Source organism: Methylolobus aquaticus (assembly GCF_054172105.1).
Genome location: NZ_JBSYXP010000001.1, coordinates 342916 through 368842, shown reverse-complemented (window position 1 = coordinate 368842; position 25927 = coordinate 342916). Strand labels below are relative to the sequence as shown.

Genomic DNA, 25927 nt, shown 5'->3' with positions numbered 1-25927 from the left:
GCGCTGGAATGATACAGGATGGCATCTCGGTCATGAGACCGCGGCAGCGCCCGGGGATCGGGCTGCCGGGGTCCCGGTCCGGAAGTCTAGCGGAGCTGCTTGAAGTAACGGAAGAACTCGGAATCCGGATCCGTCACGATCGTATTCCCTTCGCCCTGGAATGAGCCCTTGTAAGCGCTCAGGCTGCGGTAAAACGCGAAGAAATCCTTGTTCTTGCCATAGGACTGCGCATAGGTTTCGGATGCCGTGGCATCGCCCTCACCGCGCTTCAGTTCCGCATCCCGATAGGCTTCGGCCAGGATGATCTCGCGCTGCCGATCCGCATCGGCGCGAATCCGCTCGGCGCTCTCCGCGCCGCGGGACCGGAAATCACGCGCCACGCGAGCCCGTTCGGCCTCCATTCTCCGATAGACCGACGAACTGACCTCGCTGGGCAGGTCGACGCGCATGATACGTATATCAAGGATCTCGACACCCAATTCCTCGGCCTTGGGTGCGAGCGCCTTTACGAGGATGTCGCGTAATTCGTTGCGTTCCGAAGAAAGCATCTGCCCGATCGTGCGGCGACTGAACTCGCTACGCGTGGCATCCTTGATGTTCTGGTCGAGGCGGATGTTGGCTTGCGCGATATCTCCCGAGACTTTTTTGTAATAAGTCGCGACATCCTTGACTCGCCATTTGGTGAAGGCGTCGACGATGACGTTCTTCTTTTCCGAGGTCAGGTAGCGCTCCGGACGGGACTCCAGAGTCAGCACCCGTGCATCAAACTTCTTGACGTTGTTGATCAGCGGAATCTTGAAATACAAACCCGGCGTGTAGTCGGCCCGAACGATTTCGCCCAACTGGAATTTGATCGCCTTTTCGGTTTCCGACACGGTGAACATCGACATCGACGCCAAAACCAGCAGAACGATACCGATGAGTGAAATGGTCTTTATCTGTGTCATTGCTGGCTCCTTCCCTCGCGACCACGCGCTGCAGGGCGTACGATTCTCGCGCCACTATCGGACGAATCCTGAAGCTGAGAGATTCTGTCCTCCTCCGCCATCGAGACGGCGGGAGCGCTTGCCGCTCGCAGCTTGTCGAGGGGCAGGTAGAACATGTTGTTGCCGCCCTTGACATCGACCAGCGTGACGTTCGAGCGGCTGTAGATATCCTGCAGCGTTTCGATGTAGAGGCGCTCGCGAGTGACGTCCGGGGCCTTTTCGTATTCCGCGAGCAGGCGACTGAAGCGTCCCGCTTCACCCTGTGCCCGAGCGATGACGCGCTGTTTGTACGCCTCAGCTTCCTCGGACAGGCGCGCCGCCGCGCCTCGTGCCTTCGGAATGACTTCATTGGCGTAGGATTGCGCCTCGTTCTTCAAACGCTGTTCGTCCTCGCGCGCCTTGATGGCATCCGCGAAGGCGGGCTGCACTTCCTCGGGAGGCTGGGCATCCATCAGGTTGACCGACAACACACGGATGCCCGTGCCATAGTCGTCCAGCATCCTCTGGACTTCGTTCTTGATTTCCTCGGCAACCTCGCTGCGGCCCTCGGTTAGCACGAAATCCATCGTGCTCTTGCCGATCACCGCGCGCTGGGCGCTCTTGGTGGCCTGCTTCAGCGTGGCTTCCGGGGCAAGTACCGAGAAGAGATACTCCTTGGCATCCTTGATCTGATACTGCACGGTAAGGTGCACGTCGACGATGTTCTCGTCCTGCGTCAGCATCAGAGATTCGCCGGACGCCATGTCTTGCGAGGAGCGACCACTCACGCGAGTGCCGACTTCGGTCACACGCTGTTGTTCGACATTCACGATTTGCACGCTCTCGATGGGAGCCGGAATGTGCCAATGCGGGCCGGGCATCGTGGTCTCTGCGTACTTGCCGAAGCGCGTCACGACGCCACGGTTACCTTCCTGCACGATGTAGATACCGGTCAGAATCCAGATCAGAACGAGACCGCCTGCGGCCAGTCCCACCAGCTTTCCGGGATTCCCCATGCTGCCGCCCGGGCCTGAACCGCCGCGGCCGCCGAACAGGCGGTTGAACCGGTCCTGCAAGGACCGCAGCACTTCTTCCAGATCCGGCGGAGATTCCTGCTGGTCGCGCCCACTCCAGGGGTCTTTCTTCGGGCTGCCCGGTTCGTTCCAGGACATTAGTACGCTCCTCATAAACAATCGGTGGCTACGGCCGATCCGCAAGACCGGCGATTATCCGCAAAAAACGGCGTGCTGACAAAATTAAACGCCGGCGCGGTGAGCGCGGACGCGATGCGGGGGAACTGCGTACTAGGCAGCAGCCTCGGCCACGTCGGTGCGCGGCATGACGAAACCGGATGATTCGAGACGCCGGAGTTCGAGGGTAGGTAGTTCCACCACCAGGTGCCACCCCCCGCCGTCATCGTCACGCTCTTCTAGGACTCTGCCGAGCTGATAAAGTTTGGCTCTCAAAGCGGACTCGGCCGGCGCCAGGCGCAGCCGGAGCACGGTCAGATCGGTGGTGAAGTGCTCCTCGAACGCCTGATCGAGCCATTCAAGGCCATCCCGCGACCGCGCGGATAGCCAGACTCGGGCCATGCGCCCTTCCGGATCCCGCTCGTAACGGCTACTCTCACCCTCGATCAGGTCGATTTTGTTGTAGACCTCGATCCGGGGTACCGACTCCGCTCCGATCTCTGCCAGCACGGCTTCGACTTCCGTGTACTTTTCAGCGGCGTGTTCGTCACTGACGTCGATGACGTGAAGCAACAGATCGGCACGACTCGCCTCGTGCAGTGTCGAGCGGAAAGCCGCGATAAGTTCGTGTGGGAGGTCTCGGATGAAGCCGACGGTGTCGGCCAGAATGACCGCCAGATTGGGACCGATCGGGCGCCGCCGCAGGGTCGGATCCAGCGTCGCGAACAATTGGTCGGCGGCATACACCTCGGACTGCGTCAAGGCGTTGAACAAGCTGGATTTACCGGCATTCGTGTAACCGACCAGACCGACGACGGGAACCGCGTTGCGCCGACGTGCCTGACGCCCCTGATCGCGCTGTTGCTCGACCTTGTCGAGCTTTTTCCGGATCTGCCGAATGCGATTGGCGATCAGCCGCTTATCGGTTTCCAGCTGCGTCTCGCCGGGTCCGCGGAGTCCGATACCGCCTTTCTGCCGCTCCAAGTGGGTCCAGCCGCGAACCAGTCGCGTGGACAGGTGCCGGAGCTGGGCGAGTTCAACCTGGAGCTTTCCTTCGAAGGACTGCGCGCGCTGCGCAAAGATATCGAGGATCAGGGCGGTTCGGTCGATCACCCGAACATTCAAGGCCTTTTCGAGATTCCGTTCCTGACTTGGCGTCAGCGAGTTATCGAAAAGAACGAGCTCGGCCTCGTGCGCCCGAACCACCTCGGCGAGTTCGGTCAACTTACCGCTGCCGATACAGTAGCGTGGATCCGGGCTGTGTCGCCGCGTCCGCACCGCCGCCACCGGATCGGCACCCGCCGAGACCGCCAACTCTTTCAGTTCGTCAACGTCGCTGGGTACCGGTGCCAGCTGAACGTGGACCAGGACGGCCCGCTCGCCCGCACTCGGCCTATCAAACAATCATCTGCCCCGGCGGCGAGAGTTGGACTGCCGTAAGATTCAGACCCGTGGACACTCAAGCATCCTCGCCTTCGCCCTCTGCATCGTCGCCGTGCGGAAGACGGACTTGTCGAGCGGGTACTATTGTGGAAATGGCATGCTTGTAAACCATCTGGCTGATGGTGTTTTTCAGCATGATCACGTATTGATCGAAGGAATCGATCTTGCCCTGCAATTTGATACCGTTCACAAGATAGATAGATACGGGTACATGCTCTTTCCGAAGCACGTTCAGGAAGGGATCCTGCAGATTTTGCCCTTTCGACATCCTATTTCCCCTTATTTTTAGTTCTTGCTGCGGCACCGCTCGCATCACCAAACGTCCACATTTAATCAGAAAACGCCGTTTTCCGCCATCGCGCGCGCCATTGACGCAGCGCTTCCGAACTCGCGCGACCCCTCGCTCAGCGGCGTTCATTCGCCGACACGCCAAGCCTCCCAGTGCAAGTTCGCCACTGCCGATGGACGGCGCCATCGGTCTGGCGAATGGGTTAGAATCCTTTGCCCGTAACTCGTTCCCTTAAGGCTATCGTGAAGACCCACGCGCATCTCGGACCCGTCATGATCGATCTGGCCGGCATGACGCTGGACGCGACCGAAGTTCGCCGACTGCGACACCCGGCGACCGGCGGCGTTATTCTGTTCTCGCGCAACTACGAGAATCTCGCCCAGCTCCGCTCGTTGATTGCCGCTATCCGGGACGCGAGACCCGGAGTACTGATCGCCGTCGACCACGAAGGCGGCCGCGTACAACGCTTTCGAACCGAGTTCACACGCCTGCCCGCGGCGGCCGCCTATCGCACCACCGGGTCAGACCCCACGGCGGCACAAGCCGCCGAATCGGCCGGCTGGCTAATGGCCAGCGAACTACGCGCGGCGGACGTCGACTTCAGCTTTGCGCCCGTGCTGGACGTGGAATGCGGTATCAGCCAGGTCATCGGTGACCGGGCATTCTCCAACCAGCCCGGAGAAGCCGCCGCACTGGCTGCTGCTTTTTTCCGCGGCATGCAGAGGGCCGGGATGGCAGCCGTCGGCAAACACTTCCCTGGCCACGGTGGCGTCAGCGCGGACTCCCACCTCGCCCTCCCGATAGACCACCGGGCCTGGGGGGAGATTGACGAAAGGGACCTGATCCCCTTTCGCGCGCTGATCGAAATCGGCATTCAGGGCATCATGCCGGCACACGTCCTGTTCCCCGCCTGCGATGCCTCACCGGCTGGATTTTCCCGGTTTTGGATCGAGGAGGTACTGCGCCATCGGCTCGGGTTCACTGGGGCGGTGTTCAGCGACGACTTGTCGATGGTCGGTGCCCAGGTCGCCGGCACACTATGCGAACGAGCCCGGGCGGCCCTGGACGCCGGCTGCGACATGGTGCTCGTGTGTAACGTCTCGGAAGCGGTCGAACCCGTTCTGGACGCGCTCGCCGACGATGACCCGCCGGAGCGCCAGAGGCGGCTGGAAGCGATGCGCGGCCGATTTCCGGTAGTCCGGACTGAGCTTGCGGAGAGCACCGAGTGGCGCGAAGCAACGACGGCGCTGCGCCGCCTCGACAAGGCGCCGACGGCATGACGACCCTCGCGCACCTGGCCGAAGTCCGTGCGACCGCCGAATTGCTGTACTCCGGTGCCGAGGTCGAGTCAGCCATCTGCCGCGTCGCCGACGAACTCTCCCGGAGGGTCGCGGCCAGCAATCCGCTCGTCGTCACCGTCCTCGATGGCGGCATCATTTTCTGCGGCAAGCTTCTGCCGCTGCTGGATTTCCCGCTGCAGCTCGATTCCGTCAGCGTCAGCCGTTACCGCGGCGAGACGCAGGGCAGCAGCCTCCAGTGGCGGCTGCACCCCAGGACACCGCTCGCGGGCCGAACCGTCGTGCTGGTTGACGACGTGCTCGATGAGGGCCACACGCTGGCCGAGTTGCAGCGCTACTGCGTCGAACAAGGCGCTGCCGTCACGCTGATTGCCGTGCTGATCGAAAAGAGGCTACCGCGCGCCAAACCCTGTCGCGCCGACTTCGTCGGCCTCGAGGCGGACGACCGTTATCTGTTCGGGTACGGGATGGACTATCGCAATTACCTGCGCAATTCCGCCGGAATCTATGCCTGCACCCACCTGTAGCGGACGACGCAAGCCATGACTGTCACGGCAATTATTGGCGGAACCGGACTCGCCCGCCTTGAAGGGATCGACATCACCGGGAGCGAGCGTATCGCGACACCATTCGGCGAGCCGTCCTCCGAACTCCTGCAGGGCCGCCTGCACGGGAGTGAAGTGATTTTCCTTGCGCGGCACGGAAACCCGCACTGCACGCCCCCGCATCGAATCAACTACCGCGCCAATATCTGGGCTTTGCGCGCGGCCGGCGCGACCGAGGTCATTGCAGTGGCCGCCGTCGGCGGCATCACCGATGCCATGAGTCCGGGCCGGGTCGTCATCCCCGACCAACTGGTCGACTACACGCACAGCCGTGCGGGAACCTTCTTCGAGGACGATCTCGCCGAGGTCGTCCATATCGACTTCACCGAACCCTATACGGCGGATCTGCGCCAGCGACTGCTCGCTGCTGCCGATCGGGCTAAGGTCGCGGCGGTGGATGGCGGAACCTACGGCACCACCCAGGGACCGCGCCTGGAGACGGCTGCCGAGATCCGCCGCATGGAGCGAGACGGCTGCGATCTGGTCGGCATGACGGGCATGCCGGAAGCCGCGCTGGCACGCGAGCTCTCTCTGGCTTACGCATGCTGCGCAGTCGTCGCAAACTGGGGCGCGGGAAAATCTGAGGGCGAGATCACAATGGCCGAGATCGAGCAACACCTGGGCCGCGGGATGAAAGACGTGGCGCAGCTGCTGCGCGCGTTCTTGAACGGCTGAGCGCTCAGCCGCAGCCCCCCACGACGACGCGTACGGGCCTCTCCGTCACGAAATAGCGGCCGTTGGCCCGCGCCAAAGCGACGACGCGGCCGGTTGCATTCAATTTGACCCGCAGCGTCACGAACGGCACAGCCGGCGCCGCAAAGTCGAAGGCAGCGAGCAGTGGGAAGGGGTTCTTCTCGGCCAACAGTACCAGCCGATCGGTTTGGGCGATCCGGCTTTCCAGGCTGACCGGTACCACCGCACCGTCCTCGGCAACCGACGGAATCGTGAAGCTCAGCAGCGAGGTGCTCTCGATCTCGGCCGGCCCGACTTCACGTCGCAAGGCGAGCGCGAACGGATCGTCAGGGTCGTCCGTCGCCATACGGGGTCGCGTTCCGGCACGAGAGTCTTTTGCGGCGCAGACCAGAAGGGCTGCATCGACGAGCCGATGCAGAAAGTCTCTCCGACTGCCGGGTTGCCCTGGGTTCATGCGCATGCCGACGCAGCGGTTTGTCTGGCCATGCGACTAGGGATACTCTAGTCGCCGGTATCAAATCAAGCCCGCGGCCAACTTGGTCGTTCACGTCGGCGTGCCCCCTCTTCGAGGCACCTCATCCAGCATGGTCCCGATCAAGATTCGAACCAAACGACTCGACGGCATGACCGAGGTGCGGCTGTTGATCACGCATCCGATGCATACGGGACGTCAAAAAGACCCATCGAGCAACGCGCTTATCGCGGCGCACTATCTGCGCGAACTGCGCATTGAGCGAAACGGCCAGTTGTTGGTGGACTGTACACTCAGTACCGCGGTGTCGCGCGATCCCTATCTGTCGTTCCGGTTTGAGGGAGGTGCGTCCGGCGATCGCCTCACGGTCCACTGGTCGGACAACCTTGGCGGCGCCGGCACCGAGCAGATGCTGTTACCCTGAATGAACCCCCGAGCGTGATGCCGCCGGGCTTCTTCGACGCTCGCCGGGAACAGGGCATCGCGCCTCGACACACCGCATGAGTGATCCCCCGGGGGCAATCGCATGGAGGCCAAGGGGGCTTGCTGAAGCGCAGCTCCGCCGAGGGATTAGCGGAAGATCGCCTCTGCGGTGGGGCGTTGCGTGCGCACGAAATCACTGCGCTGCAACGCGGGATGCACCAGAACCCGACGCAGACCCTGACCGGCGCTACGCTCAAAACCGGGATTGGCCGCGCGTAAGCTTCCGGGTAAAGTAAAGTGGAAATTTTGCCTGGCAATGCGCTCAACCCATCCCGTTTCGACGCCATGATCCGACATCTCGCGACCGACTGCCTCCCTCAACTGGCCCGCCGGTTGGCGCCCTTGCTGGTCCTCGTGGTGCTAACGACCTTAGCGGCATGTACCCGCGTCCCCGAAGGACTGCAGCCTGTCACCGGCTTCGACGTGAATCGGTATCTCGGCACGTGGTACGAAATCGCACGCCTCGACCACAGTTTCGAAAGGGGGCTGCAAAACGTCAGCGCCGAATACACATTGAAGCCCGACGGCGACATCGCGGTGCTGAATCGCGGCTACAACACCGAGGAAAGGCGCTGGGAGGAAGAGGAAGGCAACGCCCGCTTTGTCGGGGACCCGCATGTGGGCAGCCTCAAGGTGTCGTTTTTTGGTCCGTTCTACGGCGGGTATCACGTCCTCGCCCTCGATCACGACTACCGCTATGCGATGCTGACCGGACCTTCACGCAAGTATTTGTGGATCCTGTCACGCCAGGAAACGCTCCCGGAAGACGTGCTTCAAGGCCTCCTGCATCAGGCGAAGGTCTGGGGCTTCGACACCGACAAGATCATTCGGGTCAGCCACGCGCCACCGGCGGAGGCAGGTTCGCCGGTCGGGGCGACAGTTCCCACTCCGCCCACCCAACCGGCCCCGTCCCCCGCCCCGGCTCCCGCGAAACCCTGACGACGAGACCGTTCGCGATGAGCATGCCGTCCAGGATCACTTCCACACCAGCGCCCGCAGGAGCAGGGCGAGCATGAACACCGAATGGGTGGGTGCTGGCGGCGGAGCGCGCCAGGCCGCCCGGTGTTCAGCCGTTCCGCGCCCGAAGCGCTGCGCATGTCCGTAAGCCACACCCGCGTGCTCGTGCCCGGCGTCCGGACCATAGAGGTCTGGGCCTGGGCGATGTACGACTTTGCGAACTCCAGCTATACCACGGTCGTCATCACGGCGCTGTTCAATGCCTACTTCGTCGGCGTCGTCGCCGAGGGCAAGGCCTGGGGTACTCTGGCATGGACCGTGGCGCTAGGGCTTTCCTACGCGCTGATCATGATCACCGGACCACTGCTGGGTGCCTACGCCGACGCGCGGGCCGCCAAGAAGCGTGTGCTGCTGGCGACCACGGCGGGCTGCGTGCTGTTCACGGCGGCGCTGAGCCTCGTCGGGCGCGGTGACTTGGCGTCCGGCATGGTGCTGATCGTGCTGTCGAACTACTGTTTCGGCAGCGGGGAAAACATCATCGCGGCGTTCCTGCCGGAACTGGCCACCGAAACCGGCATGGGCAAGCTGTCCGGTTGGGGATGGAGCCTGGGCTACCTGGGCGGACTGATGAGCCTGGTCGCCTCGCTCGCCTACCTGAACTGGGCCGATCAGCAAGGGATCGGTTCCGATGCTGCGGTACCCGCGACGATGCTGATCACCGCCGCGATTTTCGCCGCGGCGAGCCTGCCGACCTTTTTGCTGCTCAAGGAGCGTGCGCAACCGCTCGGCGGTGCGCCGGACTGGTACGCCGCGACGTTTGGACGACTGGCGGCGACACTGCATCAGGCTCGACGGTATCGGGACCTATGGCGCTTCCTGATCTGCATCGTGTTCTACCAGGCAGGCATTCAGGCCGTCGTCAGTCTCGCCGCAATCTACGCACAGGTCGCGATGGGATTCACGACCAAGGAAACGCTGCTGCTGCTGGTCGTGACCAACATTACCGCCGCCATCGGCGCGTTTGCCTTCGGACAGGCGCAGGACCGGTTAGGCCATGTCGCAACCCTCGCCATGACACTGGTCGGCTGGTGCGCCGTGGTCATTATCGCCTGGCTCGCGCAGGGGCCGTTGTTGTTCTGGATTGCCGCCAACCTCGTCGGACTGTGCCTCGGTTCCAGCCAGTCCGCTGCGCGCGCACTGGTCGGCTATCTGTCACCGCCCCAGCACGCGGGCGAATTCTTCGGACTGTGGGGTCTGGCGGTCAAGCTGTCGTCGATTCTCGGCCCGATGACCTATGGCTTGGTCACGTGGATCTCGAACGGCGATCATCGGATGGCGATGCTGCTGACGGGGTCATTCTTCATCGCGGGTCTGCTGCTGCTGCGCGGTGTGAATGCCCAGCGCGGCCGCGCAGCGGCGATCGCGACGCATTGATCGCTGAACGCACCTGACGCGCTGCGCCCCGCGCGCTGCGTCTGTTAGACTTCCCGGTTGCCGCCGTGGCCCGACCGGGCGCCGGCTTTCCCGACATATCATCACGGAGCGAACCACGATGCATTGTTCTGTCCCTTATTCCAGCGGCTTCCGGCTCTTGACCGCGATTGGACTCGGCAGCCTGCTGCTGTCCGGCTGCGCGACGACCGCAACGCCCTACCAGGTGCTCGGCGGCAACCCGCATTCGGCCGAGGTCGAGTCAGCCTACAAGAGCGCACTCGAGGATCTCGACCAGTCTCGGGCACTCGAAGAGGGACGGCGGCGCAATGTCGTCGGTGAGGTCATGGACCTGACGCCAGACGAGCAAAAGCGTTTCTGGCCCGTTTACACCGCCTATCGTGGCGAGATGTCGGCTCTTGGCGAGCGCATGGCGCGGCTCGTGGCCGACTACGCGGCGCGCTTCGGCAAGTTGCAGGATCAGGATGCCTCGGCGATGACGCGCGAATACATGGACATCGATCAAAAGGCGCTCGACGTCAAGAAAAAATACCTGCCGAAGTTCGACGCGGTATTGAATCCCAAGCAGGTCGCCCGCTTCTTCCAGACCGATCAGAAACTCGATGCCGGCATCAAGTTCGGCATGGCCAAGGGCATTCCCTTGATGGAGTGACGCGCGGCGGGCTGCCCCCGAGGCCAGTCGCCCACGCCTTCACGCGGTGAGCTGGACAGTCTTTGCGATCATGGCCGGTGTCATGATCGGCGCCCTGTCGGTTCTGGCCGTGGCTCTTTTCCGGCGCGGCCTCACCCTACCCGTTGCCGTTCCGGACGCAGCCGTCACCCTGGTGATGGCGTTGACCGGGCGCACCGACGGTTTGCCGGGGCTGCTAGCGGCGCTCCAGTCGCAGACACTCAAGCCCCGACGCCTGCTGATCGCCGTCGAATCGACCGACGATCCCGCTTACCGGTGCGTTTGCGAGGCCATTCCGACTTGCTCGCTACCGATCGAGCTCATCGTTGCGGGTCTCGCCCAGGGGGCCGGTCAGAAATGCGCGAATCTGGCCGCCGCGCTCGACCGGCTCCACGCCGCGGACGAGTTCGTGGCCTTCATCGACGCCGACATCCAGCCCCAGCCATGGTGGCTATCGGCGCTGGTTTCGCCGCTGAAGAACCGGGGTTATGGCGTGGTTTCGGGTTACCGCTGGCCGACGATCGCACGCAATACACTAGGCGCACATCTGATCTTGGCACTGGACCGCGGCATTGCGACCCTGCCTCGCCTCGGCTGGGCTCAAGCCGTCTGGGGCGGCTCGACCGCGATGCGGCGCGAGACCGCCGATCGGCTTGCCCTGGCAGAGCATTTCCGGCGCCGTTTGTCGGACGACCTGACGATCGGCGAGCTCGCGCGACAAGCGGGCATTCCTGTGTTGTTTCGCCGCATACTGCGAGTGCCTTCGCCGCTCTCATGCAAGCTGGGCGACGCCTGGCGGTTCGGGCGACGCCAGTATCAGATGGTCCGGATCTACCGGCCACAGCTCTGGCTGTTGGCGCTGACGACCGCCACAGTGCAACTTGCGTGCTGGGTAGCCATCGCCTTCGCCTTTCGCCAACCCCTGGCCGGATTCGCTGCCGCCGTCCTGTTCGGCCTGGCACTGAGCAAGACGCGGCTTCTCGACCGGATCGGCGTGCAGCTTGGCCACCATGATCAGGCCGACATCCTCCCGCTCCAACTCCTGCTGTGTGTCGCCAAGCCCCTGGTGGATACCTTTCACTGGAGCATGATCATCGCCGCCGCCCGGGTCCGGTCGGTTACCTGGGGGCACGTGACCTACCGCGTGGGTGGTCCCACCGCTATCGCCGTCGTTGCGAGAGGCGCATGGCCCCCTTCCGAACACTGATCTGGCGCGCCGTCGGGCGCTCGACGCTGCTGACCCGAGCCCTGCGCCGGATCGCACCGAGCCCATTCCGCTTCATCGCAGGCAAGCCGCTCGAACGCTGGCTGCTGACTTACGATCTCGGCCGCCGGTCGCTCGCCCTGGCCAACGATCCCGCCGTGGTCGAAACCGTCATGCAGGATCGCGCCGGCACTTTTCCGAAAAGCGCTGCGCTCGGCGCGCTGTTGCGCCCCTTGATCGGCGCGGGCGTCTTCGGTCAGCCGGGCGGACCGGAAGTCAGGGAGACGCGGAAGCTTTACTCTCGGGCGCTGGCCGCGATTCCGGATGAAGTAGTCGTCGAGGTCACACGCACCGTAACGGAACGTTATTTCCAGCGCTGGCTGCGCTCCGGCGCCCTGGAACGACTTTCCTTCTGCACCGAGATGTCCCGGATGACCGTGGACATCGTCGCGCTGTGCACCCTGGGCGCGACCTTCGACCCCGAGGAGTCCGAACGCTTCGCCGAGCTGTTTTTCGAATATCACCAGCGAGCCGTTCCATTGCTGCTGCTGCCGGTTGCGGACGACTCCACGTTGCACGCACGCATCGTCGACCACATGGAATTGGCAACGATCGGTTCGGCCATGCGGATGCTGATCCGGGATCGCTTCGTCACGCCGCTGCTCAACGGGGATCACAGCGTGCGGGCCGCACCGTTCGCCACGCAGCTCCTCGAGGCCGGGTTGCTGAATCCCAAATCGGATACGGCGGAGCGAGCAGTCGACGAGATCGCGGTGATGTTGCTCGCCGGTCACGAGACGACGGCATCGGTCCTCAGTTGGCTATTCTGGGAACTTGCCCGGTCGCCTGAGCGACAGGCTGCAATCGCAAGCCTGCTCCCGGCGGAGGACGACGAAGCCGTTGCGTCAGAGGAAGCCGAACAAGCGGTGCAGGCCCTCATCAAGGAAGCGCTGCGCCTTTACCCTCCGATTGCCTTCTTCCTGCGGGATGCCGATAAGCCGACGACCTTTCGCGGCAAATCCATCCTCAAAGGCAGCTTTTTCGTCATTGCGCCGTGGACTCTGCACCGCCACCGCAAGCTCTGGGAAGGACCCGATGAATTCCGGCCCGAGCGCTGGCAGGGTCAGGGGCCGGGTTGCCCTCGGGCAGCCTACATTCCGTTCGGAATGGGCCCGCGCACGTGTCCCGGCGCGCGCTTCGCGGAACTCGAATCGCAGCAGATCGTCCGCTTGCTGCTCGAACGCTTCCGCTTCACGCCCTCGATGTCGGATCAGCCCGAACCCCTCGGCAGTCTGACCTCCCGCCCCGACCGTGAGATTTACCTGTCGCTGGCACGGCGTGTCAATGAGGCGGCGGACGAGCGGGATGAACCGCGTTGCCCCATCACCGGGGAAGCGCCGCGACGGCGGATTCAGGTGCTCCGCCGCTCGCTGCTGCGCTCGCTGTGGCGCGTCGGCACCGGGATCGATGTCGCCCGCCTGTTTCCGGGTCACACGCCACTCGGTCTGTATGAATCCAATGATGGGCTGCTGTTCTTCCACCCTGCCATCGAGGGGGATGCCCGGTTCTATTCGGAGTTTTATTCCCGCGTAGATATGCACGAGCGTCTAATCCGGGAATTGCTCGCCCGGGTCGAGTACCGCCGGGCAGCGCGGCATGTTCGCCCCGGCGATCGCGTGCTCGACATCGGTTGCGGTGTTGGCGCATTCCGCGCCCATGTGCCCGATGCCCGCTTTCTGGGGCTGGACCCCTTTGCTCCGGCCGAAGCGGATTCGCTGGTGCTGAGGGAAGACGCCGAACAGCACTGTCGAGCACATCCCGCCACCTATGACATCGTGACGGCATTCCAGGTTATCGAGCACCTCGCAGAGCCGCGGCGGCTCGTCGCATCCATGGTGGAGGCGCTGAAGCCCGGAGGCCTTTTGATCCTGTGCGCCCCGCTGCACCCCTCACCGATGACCGCCCTACCGAACTTTCTGCTTAATGCACCGCCACACCATCTGTCGTGGTGGAACCGACCTGCCTTTGCAGCGCTCGCTGGGCACTGCGGGCTCGAGGTCATCGAACTGGCCGAGCTCGGCGCCTCCCCTCACGAAGGCATGATCCACTGGATGGAACGCCTGTGCGCGAGCAAGACGGCACACGACCGAGACGGCCGATATTTTGCCCATCGCTGGGACTGGCACCTCAGCCTGGGACTGGCCTGGGGACTGGCTCATCTTGCCCATCGGATCCGTGCAGTGCCTCCGCGCAGCCGCCCGGTGTCGGTGCTCCTCGTGGCGCGCAAGCCAGGCCGAGCCCCCGACGCGACTCCCTGACCTTGACGCCGGCGGCCCCGACAGCGGATCATGTCGGCTGATTACGCTCCGCGCCCAGTTCCTCTTTCGAACCCGCCGTGGCCCGCGCCTCCTCTGCCCTGCCCGTCAACCCACCGCGTTTCCGCCGGCTGGCCAGGGCTCGCTCAACATCTGAAGACCGCAACATCCGAAAGTGAAAGGAGTACTCCGATGACCTCCCTATCGCTGAGTTTCCAACGAAACGGCGACAAACAGAATTCCGCATTTTTCGAGGAATACCTCGAACGCCTGCTTGAAGAACGCGATCGCGTCGGCTTGACCGAGATGATCCGCGAAATCGACGTCATGATGATCACGGTCGAACCCGGCTGTTCGGCCGCGTATGTCGGCGAGCTGTGCCTGATGTCGCCGTACCACTACCTCGTCACGCTGGAATCCGAATCGCACCACACGCACGTGCTGCGAGTGGACATGAACGCGCCGGACATTCTGGTGCGCGAAGTTAAGGACCCGAACACGCGCGGCGTCTTCCGCAGCCTCAACGAGGTCTATCCGATCGGGGCGCACAAACCGAACTCCCGCTACATGGGCGAGGTCTTCCGCGTCACGAATCTGCACGAAGTCGTCGAACAGCAGCAGGCGCGCGAGATCCGGTTTTTCACGCAGGACCAGATCCGCAAACTGGAGTTGCCGGGCAACATGGCCGTGGTCAAGCCGTCGCCGTATACCCACAACATCCTCGGCTACTGGGAACGACCGCTCGACCAATTGCGCGTCTATTCGCTGGGCATCAGCAGCATCCGCAGCGACGTGCAGGAATCCTACCTCGCCGCCAAGGAACTGCAGAAAAAGCTCCAGATCGAGGATCTGATCCTGCCGATCGATCACCTCGCGACACGCGTCTACAGCCAGAACCGAGAGGCGGCGATACTCGAGTTCCTGAGCCTGTCGAGCTATTACTACTGGGGCTCCTACGACATCGTCGACCAGAATTCGTCGACGAACGTGACGAAGAGCGTTCACCATTCAGAGGAGCGCGTGAGCCCGGCCAAGGTCTTCACGGCCGCGAACTACCCCTATTTCGTGAATCACCTGCTGCAGCTGCCGTCACCCACCGAGAACTTCGTGCGCAACTACGGACCGCGGCTTCATCACATCGCGTTCGCCGTGGCCGACGGTGAGCGGGCCGGAAAGACCAACATCGACTATGTCGTGGACTCGATTCGCGAAGCCGGCAAGGACTTCCTGCTCGAGGTGATCGGCTCGCAGGAAGAGGGACTCAAGCAGATCTTTTCGAGCGCCTCGGAGCACTCCTCGCTGATCATCGAGTACGTGCAGCGTTTCAACGACTTCCGCGGATTCTTCACGAAGCAGAACGTGTCCGAACTGACGCACGCCGCGGGCGTCGAGGAAAGCCTGCAAGCCCTTCAGGCTGAAGCCTCCAGCGCCGTATTGGATACTTGATTCTCGGCAGCGATCTGGCCGCCGGTTCCGAATGACCTGGCCGAACCGGCGAGCCTCACGTTCTACACGAAAGCGTCACCCATTCGTCTGTGCGGCAGCGAGTCGGCAGGCGGTGGCCTCGGCTCACTCCATCATCAGGTTCAGCGCGTACCACAGGAACGTGAATCCGGGCACCATGAACTGGCCCTTGTAGATCTGTCGTCCCGCGAGCAGGAGCAGCGCGATGAAGACGCCGGACCTGACGTCGAGATATCCGCCTGTCGCGCGCAGGAACAACCCGTCGACCCCATGGAGTCCCGCCGCGGCCGTCACTAATGGGCTGCGGCCACCCAGGGGCTCCGGTTCACGCAGGTCGAACAGCGCGAGCTTCCGGGCCGACAAGGCCAACTCGTCCGGCTTGAGCCTGACGGGGACCCGGAGCAGCACGCTGCCGGTGACCGCGTTCACCGACGCATCGCCGATCCGTTCGCGCGACAGTACCTGTGCCAGACCGGCGAAATAGGCGACGTCACCGCGTTTGTGGGGGATTCTCAGACGAATGCGCCCGGGCAGCGCGTGAACAAGGTAGGCCGAAACCAGACCTTCGGTCATTCCGGCTGAACCACCTCGGCTGCCGCCTCGGAGACCGTCTCGGCGACGCCAAGGCGTTCGGATGCCAGTTCCGCCTTCACCTCCGCGACGATGTCCTCAAAGGCTTCCCCAGCCTCGGCAACGACCTCACGCCCCTTCTCGAAGGACAGGATGGCGGTCTTCAGCACCGCACGCGCGACCGGGCGCACCGCCGGCAGCAGGAATGCTCCCGCCGCGGCAACACCCACGCCAATCGCGACACCGCGGGCAATATCGTTTTGAATCAATTCAGAAATTTTAGGCATGCTCAACACAGCTCAAGCGTACGGATCGCGTAAGAGTAAACCAGAAAAACCGGCGGCGGCATAGCGCGCAGGACCCGTTGCAGCCCGGATCTGGTCGGGACCCAACGCACCTGGGCCGCCCTTCCAAGGATGGGGCCGGAGACGCAAACGTCTTCATCTCTCGATTCCTGACGCAGCGGAAGCGTGCGGCCGGCCGGTAACGGTAACCGCCGGGCGTTACGGTTTCGTGACGTGCAGCCCTTGGCGCCCGGCGCACACGCCCCGGCAACCGCGCGCAACGCCTGGGCCACAATCGGGAACGGCCAGCGGGGCGCACGGCCTGTCCTATCCTTTGCGGTCAGGCTGGCTCAGCCGACGATTCGCAGCGATTCGAAGGCAACGCACCATCGTTCTCGGGATTGCCATCGGAACCGCCAGGGTCTCCCGCATGTCAAAGCTTCGGTGCGCCAGTTGACGGTCCCGTCATCAGGAGAGTGCAATGAAGAAAAAAAGTTACCAACGCCAGTCAATCATCGTGGCGCTATTGGCCACGTGTTCGGCTACCACGCCGATCGCTGATATGCACGTGCGGAATTCGCCGGTGGCGACCACGCAGGAAAGCACAGTGTTCTATGACTCCTTCGCGGTCAATTTCGGTTTACACGGGTACGCCGGAGCACTTGCCCCGACGGCGATCGAAAGTCCCCAAATTTCCTACCAGAGCCTGGCCTACGGTCCCGCCATCCATAGCTATCCGCAATTGGGCGAGCAACCCGCGGCGGCCTTGAACGTCACTTACGTGAGTCCGGCCTACGGGCAGTTCATCTACGGCTACCCGGCGGCTGGGGCCGAGCCGGACGAGTTGGGCAAGCTACCTTCCATCGTCATCGAGTAACTCGAAACGAGAGTGGTCGGCCGCGGCGCGCCGCCGATCGCCCTTTTGGCGACGTCACCGGACCTGCTGTAGCTGATCCAACACCAAGGCAACGGCGGCACTCCGGGTCTCCACTCCGAGTTTGTAAAACACATGCTCGAGATGCTTGTTGACGGTGCGCGGGCTGCTTCCGAGTATCTGTCCGACGTCACGGTTGGTTTTGCCGCGGGCGATCCACATCAGCACTTCGGTCTCGCGGAAGGTCAGGCCGAGGCGGTCCTTGACGGAATTCAGGTCCCACTCGCCCGAACGACGTTGCAGCAACACCAAATGCTCACCTTCGATCCGTCCATCACCCATGCGGGCCGTGAAATGGTCACCGCGCTGTCGCAAGCTGAAGGGGGACTCTTCGCCTGCCTCGATTTGTTGCCGCGCCCAGGACGACAGCGGCTCCGGCAAACGCTCGAAAAAATCCGCTGCATCGGCCCCGACCGGGGCCGCAGCTACCGCGCGCAACCAGTGGCGGGCTGAGGGAGTCAGCCAGGTGATCCGACCATACCTGTCGATCGCCACCGCTGCCAAGTCGTTGTACTCCAGCGCCTGCTCTGCCCTCCGGGCGATCCGAGCCTGCGCGACGTGAGCACCGACACGCGCGATCACCTCGTCGTTTCTGAGCGGTTTGACGATGTAGTCGATGGCGCCTTCGTCGAAACCGCGCAGCAAATGGTGCAGGTCGCCCAGAGCGGTCATGAATATGATTGGGATATCCCGGGTGGCCGGATCCAGTTTCATGCGCCGACAAGCTTCAAAGCCGTCCATTCCCGGCATCACGCCATCGAGCAGGATCACATCCGGTCTGACACAGCACAGTTGCTCCAGCGCGGAGGGGCCATCCGTTGCTACCAGCACACGGTAACCCGCATCTTCCAGCGCGTCGGAGAGTAAGGCCAGATTGGCCGGTGCGTCATCGACGATCATGACGGTACCGGCGCTGCGGGGGTGCAAACTCGCCATATTCAACCGCCGTTGAGGAAACGCTTGATGTCCCCCAATCGAAAGTCCTTCGCGAAGCTCTGGACGCGGTTGACGAACGGCAGATACCGGGCATCGTCAGAGGCGAGCACGCGCAAACGTTCCGTCAGCGCGCGGAGGTCACCTATTCGCGCGTCGGCTGCCAACCGCGCCAACTGGATCGAATTGGGCATGAGCATGGGTTCCTCCGTAGCCTGCGCACTCACGCTGGGAGGGATGTCTACCAAGGCGTCGGACTCGGCGATCCAGTCCAGGTTGAGGTGCAGCTTGATCTGACACAGGAGTTCGCGAATCTGGATTGGCTTCGCGATGAAATCGTCGCATCCAGCCGAGATCGCCTCACGGCGGTCGCTCTGGTAGGCGTTGGCACTGACGACGATGATCGGCATCTTGTTCCCCGAGCTTCGCAAGCGGCGGGCCACCTCGACACCGTGCAGGTCGTTCAGCACCAGATCGAGCAAAATGAGGTCCGGTCTGTCGCGGCAGGCTTGGACCAGGCAATCGGCTCCGGACGCCGCCTCACTCAACACGAAACCCAGGGGGGTCAGGATGGAACGGAGCAGAGCCCGATGCTCCGCCTGATCATCCACGATCAGAATACGTTGGCGCCGCCCGGCATAGCCCACGACGGCGGCCTCCTGCTCCGGCGCGCCATGGTGTTCGACGCAGGGCAGAAACAGTTTCATCGAAAAGGTCGTGCCTTGGCCGACATCGCTTTGCAGGCTCAGTTCACCGCCCATGATCTCCGCGAAGATCTTGCTGATGGTGAGCCCGAGGCCGGTACCGGAAGCGGCATTCCCGTGTTGGCTATTCAAGCGCTTGAACGGTTCGAAGATCACTTCGAACTGATCGAGCGGAATCCCCTCGCCCGTGTCCACGACGTGTATCGTCACCACTTCCCCAGTGCAGCCGATCCGCAACAGGACTTCCCCCGAAGCCGTGAATTTCACGGCGTTGCTGAGGAGGTTGATCAGGATCTGTCCGACCCGCTTCTCGTCCCCCCGAATCCGGCGCGGCAAGGGGTCGACGATCTGACATCGGAAGGCCAGACCCTTGGCTTCAGCCACCGGCTTGAACATGCGCACCATTTGCTCGATCAGCGCCGGGAAATCGAACACGCTACGCTTCAGCTCGAATTTCCGGGCTTCAATGCGCGCAATGTCCAGAATGTCGTCGACCAGGCGCGACAGGTGTTCACCGCTCCGCCCGATGATTTCCACCGCATCGCGCCGGTGTTCTGGTATGCGCGGGTCCTTCTTGAGCAATTGGGCATAGCCCAGGATGCTGTTCAAGGGCGTGCGGATTTCGTGACTCATATCGCTGAGAAACCGGCTCTTGGCCTGGTTTGAGCGGTCAGCCAGTTGTCGGGCCTGCTGCAACTCCGCGTCGGTCTTGCGGTGCTCGTCGATCTCCCGCAGCAAACGCCCCGTTTGGCGATTGGATTCCTCCTGGGCCACGCGCCGGCTCTCATTGTTCAGTACCAGCCACCAGGTGCCGAGTCCCAGGAACACCAGCAAGGACGAGTAGACCTTGATGAAGTTGCTGTAGAGCAAAGAGACCGAGGTGTCCTGCCGGTCGGCCAAAGCCAGTATGTCCTGGTAGTAGATGACGCCGATGAACAGCCCCATCGTGCCGGCCAGAATGGGATAGAGCATCAGGAACTGGCTCAGGCGATACTTGAACTCTGGCGAGAGGCGTCTCGGAAGCCAGCGCTCCGCCAAGCGGCGCAACAGGTCTTCCAACCGCGCACCGGGTTTGCAGGCATCGCGGCAGCGGGCATCCAGGGTACAGCACAGCGAACAGATCGTACCCTGGTAAGCCGGACAATAGGCCTTGTCCTCGGCTTCGAACTGGTTACCACAGATGCAACAGGCAGCCTCCGGGCTGGCCGCCCCCCAGTGACCCCGGTCGCGTGCGAGGTAGTAGCGGCCACGCGTCAGTTTCGCGATGACCGGAGCCAGTGCAAACGCAGTGCCCAGAGCAATGAACGCGGAGAATGCCTGGGGGATGTCACCGAACAATCCGAGGTAAGCGGCAATCGACAGGGCCGACGCAAACAGCATCGACACGACACCGACCGGATTGATGTCGGGCAGATAGGCCCGCTTGAATTCGAGCCCGGCGGGGCTGAGACCAAGGGGCTTGTTGACGATCAGGTCGGCCACCAGGGCACCAATCCAGGCGATCGCGACGTTCGAGAACAGGCCAAGCACTCGCTCCAGCGCACCGAAGACGCCCAACTCCATCAGCAACAGTGCGATGGCGACGTTGAACACCAGCCACACCACGCGACCCGGATGGCTATGGGTCAGGCGCGAGAAGAAGTTCGACCATGCCAGCGAACCTGCATAGGCGTTGGTGACATTGATCTTGATCTGTGAGACCACCACCAGCGCCGCGGTCGCCGTCAGCGCGATCTGGGGATTGGCGAATACAAAGCCGTAGGCGATCAGGTACATCTGGCTGGGTTCGTGTGCATGATCCGCGCTCACGCCGTGCTGTATCGCCAGGTAGGCCAGAAACGCCCCCCCCAACTGCCGGATGATGCCGAACACGATCCAGCCGGGACCCGCGATGATGGTCGCGGCCCACCAACGCCAGCGGTTGTTCCGCGTCTTGTCCGGCAGAAAGCGCAGGAAGTCGATCTGCTCGCCTATCTGCGCCACCATCGAGAACGCCACGGTGCTCGCGGCCCCGAACTTCAGCCAGTCAAATGCCGCCGGGTGCTCCCCATGACCTCCGAACGCGCCAAGACCTTGCAGCGCACCAGGCTCGCGGAGGAAGACCGCGACGAATGGGAGCGTGAGCAACAGCAACCAGATCGGCTGCGTCCACAACTGCAGACGGTTGATGTTGGTGATGCCGTAAACCACCAGGGGGATAATCACCAGGGCGCTGATGACGTGAGCCAGCGCGATGGGGATGTGAAAATAGAGTTCCAGCGCCAGCGACATGATCGACGCTTCCAACGCGAATAGCGTGAAAGTGAAGGCCGCGTAGATCAACGAGGTCATCGTGGACCCCAGATAGCCGAACCCCGCGCCGCGCGTCAGCAAGTCCATGTCGATGTTGTGCCGCGCCGCGTAATAGGCGATCGGCAACCCGGTCAGGAAAACGATCAGGCCGACGGCGAGGATGGCACTGCAGGCATTGGTGAAGCCGTAGCTGATGGTCAGCGAACCGCCGATCGCTTCGAGTACCAGAAATGAGACGGATCCGAAGGCCGTGTTCGCGACCCTGAACTCCGACCATTTGCGGAACGAACGCGGTGCAAAGCGGAGGGCATAATCTTCGAGGGTCTCGTCCGCGACCCAGGCGTTGTAGTCGCGGCGGACTTTGGCTACGGACTGCTGGCTGAATACCCTCACGAAAAGGTTCCTGGACGGTGGATGGTGCCGGGGGTTCGTTCCGGGCGCTGGCGTTGTGACCGGCCTGAGTCAGTTCCCAAGCCCCGGACCTCAGCCCGTCGGCGGATGATGCAGCTTGAGCGCTGGCGAGCGTCGCCACAATTTGTGGCAAGCAAGTTACAGGCCCGCGACCGTCCTGGCGACGCTATCGGCCCCGCGCCTAATCCAAACCCCAGTCACTGACTCAACAAATAGTCGGCTGAGTTTGCGCAGACTCTCGCGGCGGCGACTCCCCGGGTGTCGCCGCTGGCCCGCACTCTCAGGTCCTGCACTACCTCAGGTCAGGGAACCTCCTGATTCGCACCAAACCGGTTCAGCCGCTCGGCTGAGGCGACCGGAAAACGCCCCACCCCGGACGATGGGCTTACTTGCGCTCGTAGCCGAACTCGAGGATGACCGGGTTGCCGCGGCTGTGGATGACGACCTGCTTGCGATCGCTGATCTGCGGTGTCCGGACCTCGGTCTTGACATCATCGGAGGCCGATACGGGTGCCGCCGCCGGCACGGCGACCTGATTGACCGGCACCGGGGTGGGCTCGGCCGTTGCGGTGGGAGCCGGGGATGAAACCCAGGGCAGAACGTCGTCATCGACGCTACCCGGCTTGTCCCGGACCTCGACCCGCACCTCGGGCGTCCAGGGCGCCTGGGTCGCACTCTCGGGCGTTGGCGCCTTCAGGATTCCCAGATTGGCCAGCAGATTCAGACAAACCGTGCCGATACGATCGGTATAGAACGCCATCGAGGCGGGCGCGCGGCGCGCCTGGAGCCAATTGCCGAGCCCCACCTCCAGCGCGAAATCACCTTTCAAGGTGACCGCCTCGTTTGGCTTCTCGACGGAGCCCAGCAGGCAGGTGATCGACACCACGTCCGCTTTCTGGAAATCGAGCGCGCGCGGATCGGAGCTGCCGAAGGTAAACGACAGCCCCGGCGGGGTGCTGCGCTTCTCGGGCGCCGAGACGCGCGCGCCCATTACGTGCGTGTACGCGGCATGGCCGCCCCGGACAGGATCATCGTCGTAAACCGGGTAGCCGTGAGATCGCAGATTGCGGCCAATCGCCGCGGAAAGCTCGCTGGTCCGGCCCAGTGCGGACGCGGGCCCCAGTTGCTCGGAAGTCAATTGCAGGCGAATACTCCTGACGGAGTTGGGCAGCGGGATCATGCCCTCAGGCCGGTTCCCCGTCGCACAGGACGTCAGGACGATCGCCGAAAGAAGCGGAGGAATTGCACGCATAAGCACTCTCTTCTTTGATGTTCACGCAACAGCCATGACCTGCGCCAGCACGATTCGAGCCGTTCCCGGATCGGGGTCGCGGGCAGTCCGTGGCGTTCCTTCCCGCGACCTCAATCCCGGGAAGGAGCGCCTTCGCGCCACCGCCTCGCAGCAAGTAGCCGTGTATTGGACACCATGCCGATATCGTCTCCCATACGTCATTTGACGTATTGAGCGGCGCCCGTTGCCAAACTCTAATTAGCCCCGTACGAACAAAGACTTAAACCCGTATCGGTACGTTCCTTCCGGTGCCTTCCGACGCCGGACGGCGTCTCGAAGCGGGTTCCATTCTGGGTTCGGCACTGACTGTCAATCTGTCGACCAAGGGGTTATCGCAATGACAAAAGTCCGATACTTCGGCGCATCAATCAGAGAGCGGATGAAGCCGACGGCGCTGCTGTCGGCAGCGCTGGCCATGGCATCGCTGGGACACTCGCCCACCTCACAGGCCGGGGCCACATTCAAGATTGACGACACCAAGTGGATCAGTATCGGCTTGGGGCTGAGAACCAGTTTCAGTTCGCTGTCGGGCGGGTCCGGGCTCACCGACAACAAGTCATCGAACAACTTTAACATCGACAACATGCGTATCTATTTGAATGCGCAGTTGCACGAATACTTCAAACTGGAGTTCAACACCGATTGCCAGACCTGTAACGACGGGGGCGAAGTCCGCGTGCTCGACGCCATCGCCAAATTCGATGTGCATCCCCTGTTCAATGTCTGGGTCGGCCGCATGCTGGTTCCGGCCGAGCGGCGAGAGATGAACGGACCGTTCTTTTCTCCGACCTATATGCCCTTCGCTTCGGCAGGCGATTCCTCGCAGAACGGCTTCATCACCGGCACGCCTTTCATCTCGGCCGATTTCTTCCCGGTGTTCGCGGGCGGCGGTATCTCCGCCGGTTCATTCGGTCGCGACGACGGTGTAACGGCCTGGGGTGAGTTCTACGAGAAGCGCCTCAAATATGCCTTCGGGTTCTTCAATGGCTTGAATGGCGGCGCCAACCACGATGCCAATCTGCTGTACGCGCAGCGTGTCGCCTACAACTTCCTCGACGTCGAGAAGAATCCCGCTTACTACACCTCGGGCACCTATTACGGTAAAGGCGGCGACATCCTGACACTCGCGGCCAGCAACCAATACCAGGAGGAAGGCGCCGGCAACCGGCTCAACCCGGGCAACCTGCGTGCCACCTCGGTGGATCTCCTGTTCGAGATGCCTTTCGACAAAGGCGACTCGGGTGTCATCACCTTCAACGGGGAGTACAAGAACTACGGGATCCACGGGTACGACATGGCGGCGCGCCTGGCCGACAAGGCTAATGGCTACGCGAACTCGTTCCCGATGTTCGAAGGTAACGCGATCGACACCAGCCTGATGTATCTGATCCCGAACAAGGTCTGGATCGGGCAGTTCCAGCCGTATGTGCGGTATGTCGAGGTCGCGCCGATCAACAGCCCGGATCGCAACATGTTCGAAGGCGGCGTGAACTATGTCATCGATGGCCACAACCTGCGTATTTCCCTGCTGGGACAATACGGCAGCCTGCTGACCAAAGGCCTTGACTACACGACCACCGCGACGGGTGGCAATTCCACGGCTATTTCGCTGGGCTTTCAGATGCAGATCTGACCGCTCTGGCATCCCAACCTCATCAATACCATCGCAACCAGGAGCATCTCATCCATGACGAGAATCACGTCAATTCGCGGAGCCCTGTCCCGCTTCGCCCTTGTTTCGCTAACCACCATATTGCCGGCTACGGCGCCCCAGGCCGCAGAAACCATCAAGGTCGGCGTTTTGCATTCACTGTCCGGCACGATGGCGATCAGCGAGACGACGCTGAAAGACACGATGCTGATGCTGATCGAGGAGCAGAATAAGAAGGGGGGACTGCTGGGCAAAAAGCTTGAGGCAGTGGTCGTCGATCCCGCATCAAACTGGCCGTTGTTCGCAGAAAAGGCACGGGAGTTGCTGTCCAAGGAGAAGGTAGCCGCGATTTTCGGGTGCTGGACTTCGGTGTCGCGCAAGTCCGTGCTGCCGGTGATCGAGGAGTTGAACGGCCTGCTGTTCTATCCGGTCCAGTACGAGGGTGAGGAATCGTCGAAGAACGTTTTCTACACCGGGGCGGCTCCGAATCAACAGGCGATCCCGGCGGTCGACTATCTGATGAACGACCTGAAGGTGCAACGCTGGGTCCTGGCAGGAACCGACTATGTCTATCCGCGCACGACCAACAAGATTCTGGAGGCCTATCTGAAGGCCAAGGGAGTGAAGCCCAAGGACATCATGATCAACTACACCCCGTTTGGTCATTCTGACTGGCAGAGCATCGTCGCGGAGATCAAGAAGTTCGGCTCGACCGGCAAGAAGACGGCGGTGGTATCGACCATCAACGGCGATGCGAACGTTCCGTTCTACAAGGAACTCGGCAATCAGGGCATCGCGGCCGACAAGCTGCCGGTGGTCGCCTTCTCGGTCGGCGAGGAAGAGCTTTCCGGCATCGACACCAAGCCGCTGGTCGGACACCTCGCGGCGTGGAACTACTTCATGAGCGTCGACACGCCCGAGAACGTCGATTTCATCAAGAAGTGGCAGACCTTCATCAAGAGCGCCAAACGGGTGACGAACGACCCGATGGAAGCGCACTACATCGGCTTCAACATGTGGGTCAAGGCGGTCGAAAAAGCCGGATCGACGGCGACCGACGCCGTCGAGAAGGCCATGATCGGCACCGAGTTCCCCAACCTCACTGGCGGCATCGCCAAGATGAACAAGGCCCATCACCTCTCGAAGCCGGTGCTGATCGGGGAGATTCAGGAGGATGGCCAGTTTCAGACCGTTTGGCAGACCAAAGGCCTGGTGGATGGCGATGCCTGGTCCGACTTCCTGCCGGAGAGCAAAGCCATCGTGGCCGACTGGACGCCGCCGATCAGCTGCGGCAACTACAACACCAAGACCAAGAAGTGCTCCGGTCAGAAATACTGAGACGGCTCGCCCCACCGCC

Annotated in this window: 23 protein-coding genes; 13 read left to right on the top strand and 10 right to left on the bottom strand. The window is 62.6% G+C overall.

Annotated elements, in window-relative coordinates; genetic code table 11:
- Positions 1 to 86 precede the first annotated feature (86 nt).
- The 4 genes from hflC to hfq all read right to left on the bottom strand — a co-directional run bounded on the left by hflC (position 87) and on the right by hfq (position 3866).
- Positions 87 to 947, bottom strand: coding sequence for a protease modulator HflC (gene hflC / locus ACW73L_RS01695; protein ID WP_498919617.1), 861 nt, complete (start codon positions 945 to 947; stop codon positions 87 to 89).
- Complete coding sequence (gene hflK, locus ACW73L_RS01690; protein WP_139557572.1) at positions 944 to 2137, bottom strand: FtsH protease activity modulator HflK; 1194 nt, start codon at positions 2135 to 2137, stop codon at positions 944 to 946. The genes hflC and hflK overlap by 4 nt, the downstream gene beginning before the upstream one ends.
- Positions 2138 to 2269: 132 nt before the next feature.
- Positions 2270 to 3559, bottom strand: coding sequence for a ribosome rescue GTPase HflX (gene hflX, locus ACW73L_RS01685; protein WP_498919616.1), 1290 nt, complete (start codon positions 3557 to 3559; stop codon positions 2270 to 2272).
- A 55-nt stretch (positions 3560 to 3614) separates the two neighbouring features.
- Positions 3615 to 3866 carry an RNA chaperone Hfq gene (hfq, locus tag ACW73L_RS01680; protein ID WP_129882651.1) on the bottom strand — a complete coding sequence of 84 codons (252 nt, stop codon included), beginning with the start codon at positions 3864 to 3866 and terminating at the stop codon, positions 3615 to 3617.
- 263 nt (positions 3867 to 4129) lie between these two features.
- Between hfq and nagZ the strand changes: the two genes are divergently transcribed.
- The 3 genes from nagZ to ACW73L_RS01665 are packed head-to-tail and all read left to right on the top strand — an operon-like array spanning position 4130 to position 6465.
- Positions 4130 to 5167 carry a beta-N-acetylhexosaminidase gene (gene nagZ, locus ACW73L_RS01675; protein ID WP_498919615.1) on the top strand — a complete coding sequence of 346 codons (1038 nt, stop codon included), beginning with the start codon at positions 4130 to 4132 and terminating at the stop codon, positions 5165 to 5167.
- On the top strand, positions 5164 to 5712 hold the full coding sequence (locus ACW73L_RS01670; RefSeq protein ID WP_498919614.1) for a hypoxanthine-guanine phosphoribosyltransferase: 549 nt from the start codon (positions 5164 to 5166) through the stop codon (positions 5710 to 5712). The genes nagZ and ACW73L_RS01670 overlap by 4 nt, the downstream gene beginning before the upstream one ends.
- A 15-nt stretch (positions 5713 to 5727) precedes the next feature.
- On the top strand, positions 5728 to 6465 hold the full coding sequence (locus ACW73L_RS01665; protein ID WP_498919613.1) for an S-methyl-5'-thioinosine phosphorylase: 738 nt from the start codon (positions 5728 to 5730) through the stop codon (positions 6463 to 6465).
- 4 nt (positions 6466 to 6469) lie between these two features.
- On the opposite strand, the gene ACW73L_RS01660 is transcribed toward ACW73L_RS01665, so the two are convergent.
- Positions 6470 to 6829 carry a thiosulfate oxidation carrier protein SoxY gene (locus ACW73L_RS01660; RefSeq protein ID WP_498919611.1) on the bottom strand — a complete coding sequence of 120 codons (360 nt, stop codon included), beginning with the start codon at positions 6827 to 6829 and terminating at the stop codon, positions 6470 to 6472.
- A 238-nt stretch (positions 6830 to 7067) separates the two neighbouring features.
- On the opposite strand from ACW73L_RS01660, the gene soxZ reads away from it, so the two are divergent.
- From soxZ to ACW73L_RS01625, 7 genes are all read left to right on the top strand, one after another.
- On the top strand, positions 7068 to 7379 hold the full coding sequence (gene soxZ / locus ACW73L_RS01655; RefSeq protein WP_498919609.1) for a thiosulfate oxidation carrier complex protein SoxZ: 312 nt from the start codon (positions 7068 to 7070) through the stop codon (positions 7377 to 7379).
- A 344-nt stretch (positions 7380 to 7723) separates the two neighbouring features.
- The gene (locus ACW73L_RS01650) at positions 7724 to 8377 is read left to right on the top strand and encodes a lipocalin family protein (protein WP_498919608.1); all 654 of its coding nucleotides are present in this window, start codon (positions 7724 to 7726) and stop codon (positions 8375 to 8377) included.
- A 156-nt stretch (positions 8378 to 8533) separates the two neighbouring features.
- Complete coding sequence (locus ACW73L_RS01645; RefSeq protein ID WP_498919606.1) at positions 8534 to 9829, top strand: MFS transporter; 1296 nt, start codon at positions 8534 to 8536, stop codon at positions 9827 to 9829.
- A gap of 118 nt (positions 9830 to 9947) precedes the next feature.
- On the top strand, positions 9948 to 10499 hold the full coding sequence (locus ACW73L_RS01640; RefSeq protein WP_498919604.1) for a hypothetical protein: 552 nt from the start codon (positions 9948 to 9950) through the stop codon (positions 10497 to 10499).
- Positions 10500 to 10545: 46 nt separating this feature from the next.
- On the top strand, positions 10546 to 11724 hold the full coding sequence (locus ACW73L_RS01635; RefSeq protein WP_498919603.1) for a glycosyltransferase family 2 protein: 1179 nt from the start codon (positions 10546 to 10548) through the stop codon (positions 11722 to 11724).
- On the top strand, positions 11703 to 14039 hold the full coding sequence (locus ACW73L_RS01630; protein ID WP_498919602.1) for a cytochrome P450: 2337 nt from the start codon (positions 11703 to 11705) through the stop codon (positions 14037 to 14039). Before ACW73L_RS01635 ends, ACW73L_RS01630 begins: the two co-directional genes overlap by 22 nt.
- Before the next feature lie 189 nt (positions 14040 to 14228).
- Positions 14229 to 15482 (top strand): VOC family protein, encoded by a 1254-nt coding sequence (locus ACW73L_RS01625; RefSeq protein WP_498919601.1) that lies wholly within the window; start codon positions 14229 to 14231, stop codon positions 15480 to 15482.
- Positions 15483 to 15605: 123 nt separating this feature from the next.
- Here ACW73L_RS01625 and ACW73L_RS01620 read toward each other — a convergent pair whose 3' ends face one another.
- Both ACW73L_RS01620 and ACW73L_RS01615 read right to left on the bottom strand, forming a co-directional pair.
- The gene (locus ACW73L_RS01620) at positions 15606 to 16073 is read right to left on the bottom strand and encodes an HMA2 domain-containing protein (RefSeq protein ID WP_498919600.1); all 468 of its coding nucleotides are present in this window, start codon (positions 16071 to 16073) and stop codon (positions 15606 to 15608) included.
- On the bottom strand, positions 16070 to 16357 hold the full coding sequence (locus tag ACW73L_RS01615) for a DUF5132 domain-containing protein (protein WP_498919599.1): 288 nt from the start codon (positions 16355 to 16357) through the stop codon (positions 16070 to 16072). Before ACW73L_RS01615 ends, ACW73L_RS01620 begins: the two co-directional genes overlap by 4 nt.
- A 478-nt stretch (positions 16358 to 16835) precedes the next feature.
- Here ACW73L_RS01615 and ACW73L_RS01610 point away from each other — a divergent pair, with 478 nt between their 5' ends.
- Complete coding sequence (locus tag ACW73L_RS01610; protein ID WP_498919598.1) at positions 16836 to 17231, top strand: hypothetical protein; 396 nt, start codon at positions 16836 to 16838, stop codon at positions 17229 to 17231.
- Positions 17232 to 17285: 54 nt separating this feature from the next.
- Here ACW73L_RS01610 and ACW73L_RS01605 read toward each other — a convergent pair whose 3' ends face one another.
- The 3 genes from ACW73L_RS01605 to ACW73L_RS01595 form a co-directional block, all read right to left on the bottom strand.
- Positions 17286 to 18224, bottom strand: a complete 939-nt coding sequence (locus ACW73L_RS01605) for a response regulator (RefSeq protein WP_498919596.1) — start codon at positions 18222 to 18224, stop codon at positions 17286 to 17288.
- A gap of 2 nt (positions 18225 to 18226) precedes the next feature.
- The gene (locus ACW73L_RS01600) at positions 18227 to 21610 is read right to left on the bottom strand and encodes a response regulator (protein ID WP_498919594.1); all 3384 of its coding nucleotides are present in this window, start codon (positions 21608 to 21610) and stop codon (positions 18227 to 18229) included.
- Positions 21611 to 22013: 403 nt separating this feature from the next.
- Entirely contained in the window at positions 22014 to 22808 is a 795-nt protein-coding gene (locus ACW73L_RS01595) for a hypothetical protein (RefSeq protein ID WP_498919592.1), read from the bottom strand.
- Positions 22809 to 23256: 448 nt separating this feature from the next.
- On the opposite strand from ACW73L_RS01595, the gene ACW73L_RS01590 reads away from it, so the two are divergent.
- Positions 23257 to 24552, top strand: coding sequence for a putative porin (locus ACW73L_RS01590; RefSeq protein ID WP_498919590.1), 1296 nt, complete (start codon positions 23257 to 23259; stop codon positions 24550 to 24552).
- A 54-nt stretch (positions 24553 to 24606) separates the two neighbouring features.
- On the top strand, positions 24607 to 25908 hold the full coding sequence (gene urtA, locus ACW73L_RS01585) for an urea ABC transporter substrate-binding protein (protein ID WP_498919588.1): 1302 nt from the start codon (positions 24607 to 24609) through the stop codon (positions 25906 to 25908).
- The last annotated feature ends 19 nt before the right edge of the window (positions 25909 to 25927 follow it).

Bases quoted from the DNA above. Each gene is read 5' to 3' on its own strand.
- hflC (WP_498919617.1), bottom strand. From the start codon at position 947: ATGACACAGATAAAGACCATTTCACTCATCGGTATCGTTCTGCTGGTT.
- hflK (WP_139557572.1), bottom strand. From the start codon at position 2,137: ATGTCCTGGAACGAACCGGGCAGCCCGAAGAAAGACCCCTGGAGTGGG.
- hfq (WP_129882651.1), bottom strand. From the start codon at position 3,866: ATGTCGAAAGGGCAAAATCTGCAGGATCCCTTCCTGAACGTGCTTCGG.
- ACW73L_RS01670 (WP_498919614.1), top strand. From the start codon at position 5,164: ATGACGACCCTCGCGCACCTGGCCGAAGTCCGTGCGACCGCCGAATTG.
- ACW73L_RS01665 (WP_498919613.1), top strand. From the start codon at position 5,728: ATGACTGTCACGGCAATTATTGGCGGAACCGGACTCGCCCGCCTTGAA.
- ACW73L_RS01660 (WP_498919611.1), bottom strand. From the start codon at position 6,829: ATGGCGACGGACGACCCTGACGATCCGTTCGCGCTCGCCTTGCGACGT.
- soxZ (WP_498919609.1), top strand. From the start codon at position 7,068: ATGGTCCCGATCAAGATTCGAACCAAACGACTCGACGGCATGACCGAG.
- ACW73L_RS01650 (WP_498919608.1), top strand. From the start codon at position 7,724: ATGATCCGACATCTCGCGACCGACTGCCTCCCTCAACTGGCCCGCCGG.
- ACW73L_RS01645 (WP_498919606.1), top strand. From the start codon at position 8,534: ATGTCCGTAAGCCACACCCGCGTGCTCGTGCCCGGCGTCCGGACCATA.
- ACW73L_RS01640 (WP_498919604.1), top strand. From the start codon at position 9,948: ATGCATTGTTCTGTCCCTTATTCCAGCGGCTTCCGGCTCTTGACCGCG.
- ACW73L_RS01630 (WP_498919602.1), top strand. From the start codon at position 11,703: ATGGCCCCCTTCCGAACACTGATCTGGCGCGCCGTCGGGCGCTCGACG.
- ACW73L_RS01625 (WP_498919601.1), top strand. From the start codon at position 14,229: ATGACCTCCCTATCGCTGAGTTTCCAACGAAACGGCGACAAACAGAAT.
- ACW73L_RS01620 (WP_498919600.1), bottom strand. From the start codon at position 16,073: ATGACCGAAGGTCTGGTTTCGGCCTACCTTGTTCACGCGCTGCCCGGG.
- ACW73L_RS01615 (WP_498919599.1), bottom strand. From the start codon at position 16,357: ATGCCTAAAATTTCTGAATTGATTCAAAACGATATTGCCCGCGGTGTC.
- ACW73L_RS01610 (WP_498919598.1), top strand. From the start codon at position 16,836: ATGAAGAAAAAAAGTTACCAACGCCAGTCAATCATCGTGGCGCTATTG.
- ACW73L_RS01605 (WP_498919596.1), bottom strand. From the start codon at position 18,224: ATGGCGAGTTTGCACCCCCGCAGCGCCGGTACCGTCATGATCGTCGAT.
- ACW73L_RS01595 (WP_498919592.1), bottom strand. From the start codon at position 22,808: ATGATCCCGCTGCCCAACTCCGTCAGGAGTATTCGCCTGCAATTGACT.
- ACW73L_RS01590 (WP_498919590.1), top strand. From the start codon at position 23,257: ATGACAAAAGTCCGATACTTCGGCGCATCAATCAGAGAGCGGATGAAG.
- urtA (WP_498919588.1), top strand. From the start codon at position 24,607: ATGACGAGAATCACGTCAATTCGCGGAGCCCTGTCCCGCTTCGCCCTT.